General features: G+C 57.6%; 1 rRNA gene (running past one end of the window). It reads left to right on the top strand.

What is annotated here, in order from left to right:
- Positions 1–135 precede the first annotated feature (135 nt).
- Positions 136–1,834: ribosomal RNA gene (locus tag ACFVYN_RS40885) — 23S ribosomal RNA — on the top strand (it continues 1,489 nt past the right edge of the window).

The raw sequence follows: 1,834 nt of genomic DNA, 5'->3' as shown, positions 1-1,834 counted from the left end.
GTGCCGGGCACGCTGTTGGGTGTCTGAGGGAATGAACTTTCCTCAGTTGCCGGCCCCAGTGAACTCCAGCTCAGGTTGGGGGTGATGGGTGGCTGGTCGTTGTTTGAGAACTGCACAGTGGACGCGAGCATCTGTGGCCAAGTTTTTAAGGGCGCACGGTGGATGCCTTGGCACCAGGAACCGATGAAGGACGTGGGAGGCCACGATAGTCCCCGGGGAGTCGTCAACCAGGCTTTGATCCGGGGGTTTCCGAATGGGGAAACCCGGCAGTCGTCATGGGCTGTCACCCATACCTGAACACATAGGGTATGTGGAGGGAACGCGGGGAAGTGAAACATCTCAGTACCCGCAGGAAGAGAAAACAACCGTGATTCCGGGAGTAGTGGCGAGCGAAACCGGATGAGGCCAAACCGTATACGTGTGAGACCCGGCAGGGGTTGCGTGTACGGGGTTGTGGGATCTCTCTTTCACAGTCTGCCGGCTGTGAGGCGAGTCAGAAACCGTTGATGTAGGCGAAGGACATGCGAAAGGTCCGGCGTAGAGGGTAAGACCCCCGTAGTCGAAACATCAGCGGCTCGTTTGAGAGACACCCAAGTAGCACGGGGCCCGAGAAATCCCGTGTGAATCTGGCGGGACCACCCGCTAAGCCTAAATATTCCCTGGTGACCGATAGCGGATAGTACCGTGAGGGAATGGTGAAAAGTACCGCGGGAGCGGAGTGAAATAGTACCTGAAACCGTGTGCCTACAAGCCGTGGGAGCGTCGCGCATTGAGTTTACTCAGTGCGTCGTGACTGCGTGCCTTTTGAAGAATGAGCCTGCGAGTTTGCGGTGTGTTGCGAGGTTAACCCGTGTGGGGAAGCCGTAGCGAAAGCGAGTCCTAATAGGGCGATTCAGTAGCACGCTCAAGACCCGAAGCGGAGTGATCTAGCCATGGGCAGGTTGAAGCGGAGGTAAGACTTCGTGGAGGACCGAACCCACCAGGGTTGAAAACCTGGGGGATGACCTGTGGTTAGGGGTGAAAGGCCAATCAAACTCCGTGATAGCTGGTTCTCCCCGAAATGCATTTAGGTGCAGCGTCGTGTGTTTCTTGCCGGAGGTAGAGCACTGGATAGGCGATGGGCCCTACCGGGTTACTGACCTTAGCCAAACTCCGAATGCCGGTAAGTGAGAGCGCGGCAGTGAGACTGTGGGGGATAAGCTCCATGGTCGAGAGGGAAACAGCCCAGAGCATCGACTAAGGCCCCTAAGCGTACGCTAAGTGGGAAAGGATGTGGAGTCGCACAGACAACCAGGAGGTTGGCTTAGAAGCAGCCACCCTTGAAAGAGTGCGTAATAGCTCACTGGTCTAGTGATTCCGCGCCGACAATGTAGCGGGGCTCAAGCGTACCGCCGAAGTCGTGTCATTGCAGCAATACGCCCAACGGCGGCTGTGATGGGTAGGGGAGCGTCGTGTGCCGGGTGAAGCTGCAGCGGAAGCTAGTGGTGGACGGTTCACGAGTGAGAATGCAGGCATGAGTAGCGATACACACGTGGGAAACGTGTGCGCCGATTGACTAAGGGTTCCTGGGTCAAGCTGATCTGCCCAGGGTAAGTCGGGACCTAAGGCGAGGCCGACAGGCGTAGTCGATGGATAACCGGTTGATATTCCGGTACCCGCTGTGAAGCGTCAAACATCGAACCAGGCGATGCTAAGCCCGTGAAGCCGTTCCGGACCCTTCGGGGAAAGGAAAGTGGTGGAGCCGGCGAACCAGACTTGCAGTAGGTGAGTGATGGGGTGACGCAGGAAGGTAGTCCAGCCCGGGCGGTGGTTGTCCCGGGGTAAGGGTGTAGGC

The sequence above is a fragment of the Streptomyces sp. NPDC058307 genome (assembly GCF_042880295.1).
Classification (GTDB): domain Bacteria; phylum Actinomycetota; class Actinomycetes; order Streptomycetales; family Streptomycetaceae; genus Streptomyces.
This window is presented reverse-complemented; position numbering and strand designations above follow the sequence as displayed.